Annotated in this window: 7 protein-coding genes; all 7 read left to right on the top strand. The window is 65.5% G+C overall.

Going from position 1 to position 7,318, the window contains the following annotated elements; all coding sequences use genetic code 11:
- Window positions 1-151: 151 nt before the first annotated feature.
- The 7 genes from iscA to NCR34_RS08545 all read left to right on the top strand — a co-directional run bounded on the left by iscA (window position 152) and on the right by NCR34_RS08545 (window position 7,314).
- A complete protein-coding gene (gene iscA, locus NCR34_RS08575; RefSeq protein WP_175940523.1) occupies window positions 152-475 on the top strand; it encodes an iron-sulfur cluster assembly protein IscA in 324 nt (107 codons plus the stop codon).
- 84 nt (window positions 476-559) lie between these two features.
- Window positions 560-1,090: a Fe-S protein assembly co-chaperone HscB gene (gene hscB / locus NCR34_RS08570; protein WP_248320006.1), complete on the top strand. Its 531-nt coding sequence runs from the start codon at window positions 560-562 to the stop codon at window positions 1,088-1,090.
- Between the two features lie 75 nt (window positions 1,091-1,165).
- Window positions 1,166-3,031, top strand: coding sequence for a Fe-S protein assembly chaperone HscA (gene hscA, locus NCR34_RS08565; RefSeq protein WP_250499586.1), 1,866 nt, complete (start codon window positions 1,166-1,168; stop codon window positions 3,029-3,031).
- Between the two features lie 25 nt (window positions 3,032-3,056).
- Window positions 3,057-3,398: an ISC system 2Fe-2S type ferredoxin gene (gene fdx, locus NCR34_RS08560; RefSeq protein ID WP_206466551.1), complete on the top strand. Its 342-nt coding sequence runs from the start codon at window positions 3,057-3,059 to the stop codon at window positions 3,396-3,398.
- A gap of 14 nt (window positions 3,399-3,412) precedes the next feature.
- Window positions 3,413-3,610, top strand: a complete 198-nt coding sequence (iscX, locus tag NCR34_RS08555) for a Fe-S cluster assembly protein IscX (protein WP_175940519.1) — start codon at window positions 3,413-3,415, stop codon at window positions 3,608-3,610.
- Window positions 3,611-3,925: 315 nt separating this feature from the next.
- The gene (locus NCR34_RS08550) at window positions 3,926-6,745 is read left to right on the top strand and encodes a xanthine dehydrogenase family protein molybdopterin-binding subunit (RefSeq protein WP_250499585.1); all 2,820 of its coding nucleotides are present in this window, start codon (window positions 3,926-3,928) and stop codon (window positions 6,743-6,745) included.
- Window positions 6,742-7,314: a (2Fe-2S)-binding protein gene (locus tag NCR34_RS08545; protein ID WP_250499584.1), complete on the top strand. Its 573-nt coding sequence runs from the start codon at window positions 6,742-6,744 to the stop codon at window positions 7,312-7,314. The genes NCR34_RS08550 and NCR34_RS08545 overlap by 4 nt, the downstream gene beginning before the upstream one ends.
- Window positions 7,315-7,318 lie beyond the last annotated feature (4 nt).

The raw sequence follows: 7,318 nt of genomic DNA, 5'->3' as shown, positions 1-7,318 counted from the left end.
GGGGGCGGACCCACAGGCGTAAGCGCCGCGGGGGATGCACCCGGGTGGTTAGGCGGCAAACAGGGGGGGGGGGGGGGCCGGCCCCCCCCCCCCCCCCCCCCCGGGGCGCCGCGGCGGGAAGCACGATTTGAGCGCGAGAGACGCGACGACTATGGCAATCACGTTGACGGAGAAGGCGGCACAACACGTGCAGAAGTATTTGACGCGGCGCGGCAAGGGCGTGGGCCTGCGCCTGGGCGTGCGCACGACCGGCTGCTCGGGTCTGGCTTACAAGCTCGAATATGTCGACGAACTGGCGCCCGAAGACATGGTGTTCGAATCGGCGGGCGTGAAGATCGTCATCGATCCGAAGAGCCTCGCTTACCTCGACGGCACCGAGCTCGACTTCGCGCGCGAAGGGCTGAACGAAGGCTTCCGCTTCAACAATCCGAACGCGAAAGACGAATGCGGCTGCGGCGAATCGTTCCGCGTGTAACGCGCGTGACGCCGGCGGTTTCGGCACGAGAGGCGGCGCGGGCCGCCTTTTTCATTCGCGCATCCCGAACTCACTGACACAGCCATGGCAACGCTCACCGACAGCCACTTCGATCTCTTCGGCCTGCCGCCGACTTTCGCCGTTGACCGCGACCGGCTCGACGACGCCTACCGCACCGTGCAGGCGCAAGTGCATCCCGACCGCTTCGCCGCCGCCGGCGACGCGCAACGCCGGCTCGCGATGCAGTGGGCCACGCGCGCCAACGAGGCGTATCAGACGCTGCGCGATCCGTTAAAGCGCGCGCGCTATATGCTGTCGCTGCGCGGCATCGACGTCGGCGCTGAGAACAACACGGCGATGGAGCCCGCGTTCCTCATGCAGCAGATGGAATGGCGCGAGAATATCGAAGATGCCGCCGCGGCGAAAAACGTCGGCGCGCTCGAATCGCTGCTGGCCGAACTGCGCGATGAAGAGCGCGTGCGCTTCGCCAAACTCGAAGCGCTGATCGACAGCAATGCGGATCAGGCCGCGAGCGAAGCGGTGCGTCAACTGATGTTCATCGAGCGCGTCGCGCATGAGATCGGCGCGCAGATCGAGCGGCTGGAAAACGCCTGAAGACGAGCGCACTCGCACTCCAGCACGACAAGAAAACACAGGCCGAGCGCGCCACACAACCCCACAAAACCAACGATGGCTTTACTGCAAATCTCAGAACCCGGCATGGCGCCCGCGCCGCACCAGCGGCGCGTGGCGGTCGGCATCGATCTCGGCACCACGAACTCGCTCGTGGCCGCCGTGCGCAACAGCGTGCCCGAAGCGTTGCCCGACGAGGACGGCCATGTGCTGCTGCCGTCGGTGGTGCGCTATCTGGAGAGGGGCGGCCGGCGCATCGGCCGTATCGCGAAGGAAGAAGCCGCGACGGACCCGCGCAACACGATCGTGTCGGTGAAGCGCTTCATGGGCCGCGGCAAGAGCGAAGTCGAGGGCGCGGAAAACGCGCCGTACGATTTCGTGGACGCGCCCGGCATGGTGCAGATTCGCACGGTCGATGGCGTGAAGAGCCCGGTCGAAGTGTCGGCGGAGATTCTCGCGACGCTGCGTTACCGCGCGGAAGACACGCTCGGCGAAGATCTCGTCGGCGCGGTCATCACGGTGCCCGCCTATTTCGATGAAGCGCAGCGCCAGGCCACGAAGGACGCGGCGAAGCTCGCCGGCCTCAATGTGCTGCGCCTGCTCAACGAACCGACGGCCGCGGCCATCGCGTATGGTCTCGACAATGCTTCCGAAGGTCTGTACGCGGTCTACGATCTCGGCGGCGGCACCTTCGACCTGTCGATTCTCAAGCTCACGAAGGGCGTGTTCGAAGTGCTCGCGGCGGGCGGCGATTCCGCGCTCGGCGGCGACGACTTCGACCACGCGCTGTATCGCCATGTGCTGACGCAAGCCGGCATTCAGCCGAAGACGCCGGAAGACGTGCGCCTGCTGCTCGATCGCGTGCGCACGGCGAAAGAGGCGCTGTCGTCGGCGAGCGAAACGCGCGTGCAGGCGAGCCTGTCCTCGGGCGAAACCATCGACGTGACCGTGACCGAAGCGCAGTTCGCCGCGCTGACCGAATCGCTCGTCGCGCGCACGCTCGGGCCGACGAAAAAGGCGCTGCGCGACGCGAAAGTGACGCCCGCCGATATCAAGGGCGTCGTGCTGGTCGGCGGCGCGACGCGCATGCCGGTGATCCGCCGCGCGGTGCAAGCGTTCTTCGGCCAGCCGCCGCTCGTCAATCTCGACCCGGATCAGGTCGTCGCGCTGGGCGCGGCGATTCAGGCGGACCTGCTTGCGGGCAACCGGCGCGGCGAGGGCGACGACTGGCTGCTGCTCGACGTGATTCCGCTGTCGCTCGGCGTCGAAACGATGGGCGGTCTCACCGAGAAGATCATTCCGCGCAATTCGACCATTCCAACGGCGCGCGCGCAGGACTTCACGACCTTCAAGGACGGCCAGACGGCGATGGCGATCCACGTCGTGCAAGGCGAGCGCGAGCTCGTCTCCGACTGCCGCTCGCTCGCGCGTTTCGAGTTGCGCGGCATTCCGCCGATGGCGGCCGGCGCGGCGCGCATTCGCGTCACGTATCAGGTGGACGCGGACGGCCTGCTGTCCGTCTTTGCGCGCGAGCAGACATCGGGCGTGGAGGCGTCAGTGGTGGTGAAGCCGTCGTACGGTCTCGCCGATGACGACGTCGCCCGCATGCTCGAAGAGAGCTTCAAGACCGCCGAGACTGACATGCGCGCCCGCGCGCTGCGCGAGGCGCTCGTCGAAGCGCAGCGGCTGATCGAAGCGACGCAGGCCGCGCTCGCCGCCGACGGCGAATTGCTCGACGAGGCCGAACGCGCGCAGATCGAAACGCTGATCGGCGAACTGGCGACGCTCTCGCAAGGTGAATCGGTCGAGCAGATCGACGAGGCGACGAAGGCGCTCGCCGCCGCCACCGACGAATTCGCCGCGCGCCGCATGAACAAGAGCATTCGCCGCGCGCTCGCGGGCCGCAAGCTCGACGACGTCTGATCCACTCAAGCATTCACGGAAAACCATGCCTCAAATCGTTGTGCTGCCTCATGTCGAACTTTGCCCCGACGGCGCGGTGATCGACGCCGATGTCGGCAAGAGCATCTGCGACAACCTGCTGGAACACGGAATCGAGATCGAGCACGCGTGCGAGAAGTCGTGCGCGTGCACGACCTGTCACGTCATCATCCGCGAGGGCTTCAACGCGCTCGAACCGTCCAGCGAGGACGAAGACGATCTGCTCGACAAAGCCTGGGGTCTCGAGCCGACATCGCGGTTATCATGTCAGGCGATGATGCCCGCCGAGGACGACCTGGTGGTCGAGATTCCCCGGTACTCCATCAATCACGCCAAAGAAAATCACTGACAGGAGGCTCGCCCATGAAGTGGACAGATACTCAGGAGATCGCGATGGCCCTGACCGACGCGCACCAGGATGTCGATCCGCAATATGTGCGTTTCACGGACCTGCATCGCTGGGTGACCGAGCTGGAAGGTTTCGACGACGACCCGCAGAAATCGAACGAAAAGATCCTCGAAGCCATTCAGGCGGCGTGGATCGAAGACGCAGACTACTGAGTCCGCTTCTTCACTGATTGCCAAACGACGGCGGCGCTCGCAAGAGCGCCGCCGTTTTTTTTCGTTTGCGCAAAGCGCCGTCGAATCTTGACAGAACTTGACGCTGCGCGCGTTGTTGCGCCCCTATCCGCCCCTTAAAATCCCGCCCTCTGCGTGCCGGCAAACGATGCCGGCCGTCACCATAACGTCCGGACACCGTCGCTGCTTGCGGGTCGATCCTTTGCATCGCAAACGAATTTCACGATGACCGCGCCGCGGCGGCAGGGTCGTCAGCGCCTGCGCGCGTCTAGAAGGCGTTCATTCGAGGAGAAGTACATGGGGGAACTCGGCCTGTCGCGTCGCCGTTTTCTGAAGGCGGGGGCGCTCGCGGGCGTGTCCGTGTTCATCGCGCCTTTGGGCAGCCGCGCGTTCGCCGCGCTGTTCGAAGAGCGCATTCTGACGCCCGTTCAATGGCATGCGACGAGCGGCTATCCGAAGTTCCGCATCGATGGCATCGCGAAAGTGACGGGCGACAAAGTCTTCGCACGCGATATCCGCGCGAAGGACATGCCGCACTGGCCGCAGGAACAGTCGCATGCGCTGATCCTGCGCACGACGCTCGCGGATCGTCTGTACGAAGGCATCGACCTTTCGATTCTCGACGGCGGGCTCGCGCCCGATCGCGTCGTGACGGCGGATGACCTCGCGCACGACAAGCTCGCGTTTCCGGCTTTCTACGGCGACGACATGCTGCTGCCCGCCGGCAAGACGCCCGCGTATCTCGGCCAGGCGGTCGCCATCCTGATCTATCACGACTTCGCGCGATTCCGTCTCGCGAAGGACAAGCTCCAGTTCCGCGAAGGCGTCGTCCGCTATGGCGCGACGACGGGTTTCATCGAGCGCGATCCGTGGGCGTCGTTCCGCTTCGTGCGCGTGGGCGGCAAGACGCCGTTCGACGACGACGCGTTCTCCAGCCTGAAAGACTCGCCGCTTTTCCCGCACATGATGAAAAAGCGCGAGCCCGTCTGGGCCGACGCCAACGAACACGGCAAGCTCGACGAGCAGGGCATGTTCCACGCGCAGGCCATCGCGAACGCGCTGGACCATCCGCCGGGAGAATGGCTCGTCGTGGATCGCGAATACAAGACGCAATCCGTCGATACGGCCGCGCTCGAACCCGACAACGCGAACTGCTGGTACGACGCGGCAACGCAGTCGCTGCACATGGTCGTGCCGACGCAAGGGCCGTATGAAGTCGCGCAGAGCGCGCTGGAGATGGCGACGAAATCGTGCTTCCCGGTGAAGAACCTGTTCCTGCATCCGTGCTACACGGTCGGCTACGGCTCGAAGGATCACTTCAATGTGCCGTTCTACGGGCTCGTCGCGGCGATGTACGGCGACGGCCGCCCGGTGCGTCTCGCGTTCGACCGCTTCGAGCAGTTTCAGAGCTCGCTCAAGCGCCATGCGTTCGACATGCGTTATCGCATGGCGGTGGACAGGAAGACCGGCAAGATTCAGGCATTCAAGGGCGAGTTCATCGCGAACGGCGGCGGACGCTGCAATTTCTCGCCGTCGGTGGCAATGGTCGGCGCGACCGCCGCGCAATCCATTTACTACATCCCGCAGAGCGATCTGACCGCGGTCGCCATCGCTTCCCGCGCGGTCGATGCCGGCTCCGCGCGCGGCTACGGCACGCTGCAAAGCATGGCGGCGACCGAAATGATGATCGACGATATCGCCGCACAACTCGGTACCGATCCGATCGACCTGCGTCTTGCGAACGTCATGCGCACCGGCATGAAGAACACGCAGGGCGCGATTCCGGCAGGCGCCGTGCGCGCGGAAGACGTGCTGCGGCAGGCGAAGGCGCATCCGCTGTGGGCAGGGCGCGCGCAACGCAAGGCGGAGTACGAAGCCGCGCATCCGGGCATGCGCTATGGCGTTGGCTTCGCCTGCGTGCAGAAAGACTTCGGCACCGGCGCGGAGCGCGCGTTCGCCAAAGTCGAATTCAGCGCGGACGGACGCATCGCGCTGTCGCACTCTGGCGCGGAGATCGGCACGGGATCGTCCACGGCGCAGGCGCTCGTCGTCGCGAAGTGGCTCGGCAAGCCCGCCGCCGATGTCCACATGGCCGTCACCGACTGGGCGGATCTGCCCGTCGTCACGAGCGGCGATCCGTATCTCATGTCGCAGGCCGAGCAGGACAGGTTGAGCGCGAATCCGCGCTGGTCGCCTGCGTACATGTCGCCGGCGAGCGCGACGAATTCCGCGTACTACTTCTCGCACGCGACGCGCGAGGCGGCGCGCGTGCTGTTCCGCCACGGCCTCTGGCCCGCCGCGATGGCGATCTGGGGACAAGGCATCGGCGGCGGTCAGGCGGCATCGTTCGTCGTGCGAATCGAAGACGCGCGCTGGAGGGACGGCAAGCTGTCCGCCGACGGCCTGGAGCCGATTCCGTTCGACGTCCTCGCGGAAAAGGCGCACGAACTCGGGCTCGCGACCGGCGCGGTCGTGCATACGTTCAACCGGTGGCAGTGGAGCGAAGCGCAGTTCGACATCGCAGGCACGGCCGATCAGTTGCCGCTCGACGGCTTGTCGGTGCGCTTCGGCAGCGGTGCCGCCGATAAAAGCAAGGCGAGCGCCAACGGGTATCACGTGCTCGACCGCAAGCGCGTGATCATTCCGCCCGTGCAGCGCAATAACGCGATGGTCACGTACTACAGCGCGGTGGGCACGCTCGTCGAACTGGCCGTGAGCGAGGCAAGCGGCAAGGTCGAACTGCTGTCGCATCACTCGATTCTCGAATGCGGCAATCCGATCGCGCCGCAACTCGTCTCGGGGCAGTTGCAGGGCGGCCTCGCAATGGGTATCGGGCACGCGCTGCACGAGTATCTGCCGCTCTACGAAGACGGCCCCGGCAACGGCACGTGGAACTTCAACCGCTACCGGCTGCCGCTCGCGAGCGATGTCGCCGTGTGGAATCAGACCGGCGACGTGCTGCCGCCGCTCAGTGACACCGATCCGCCGAAGGGCATCGCCGAAGTGGTGATGATTCCGGTGGTCGGGGCTATCGTCAACGCGATCGCGCACGCGATCGGCCATCGCTTCACCGATCTGCCGGTGACGCCGCAAAACATTCAGGAGGTGCTCTCATGACGGCCATCCCATCCGCCGTGGGCGTCGACATGCGCTCGCTCTCGATGACGATCAACGGCAACAAGATCGGCCCGATGCCGGTGCCGTCCGGTTTGCCGATGATCGATTTCCTGCACGAATACGCCGGCCTCACGGGCTCGCGGCTCGGCTGCGGGCAGGGCGTGTGCCATGCGTGCGTGGTGATCGTGGATCACGCGGACGGCACGAGCGAGGAAGTGCGCACGTGCATCAACGGCGCGCACTTCTTCGACGGCAAGACGGTGCGGACCGTCGAAGGGCACGCGAAGCGCAACGAACACGGCGAGGTGGTCGAACTGTCGCCGGTGCAGCAGCAGTTCCTCGATCATTTCAGCTTCCAGTGCGGCTATTGCACGCCGGGTTTCGTCAACGCGACGACGGTGCTGCTCGAGCGGCTCAAGCGCGAGCCGATCGCGAAGGATCAGATCGAAGCGACGATTATGGCCGCGCTCAACGACCACATCTGCCGCTGCACGGGCTATGTGCGCAACTACGAAGCCGTGAAGGACCTCGTGCTCGCCACGCCCGGACTCGTGAAGGACGCCGCATGATGAA

The sequence above is a fragment of the Caballeronia sp. GAWG1-5s-s genome, from assembly GCF_023631445.1.
GTDB lineage: Bacteria > Pseudomonadota > Gammaproteobacteria > Burkholderiales > Burkholderiaceae > Caballeronia.
The sequence above is the reverse complement of the archived record's forward strand: the minus strand, read 5'-3'. Positions and strand labels throughout refer to the sequence as shown.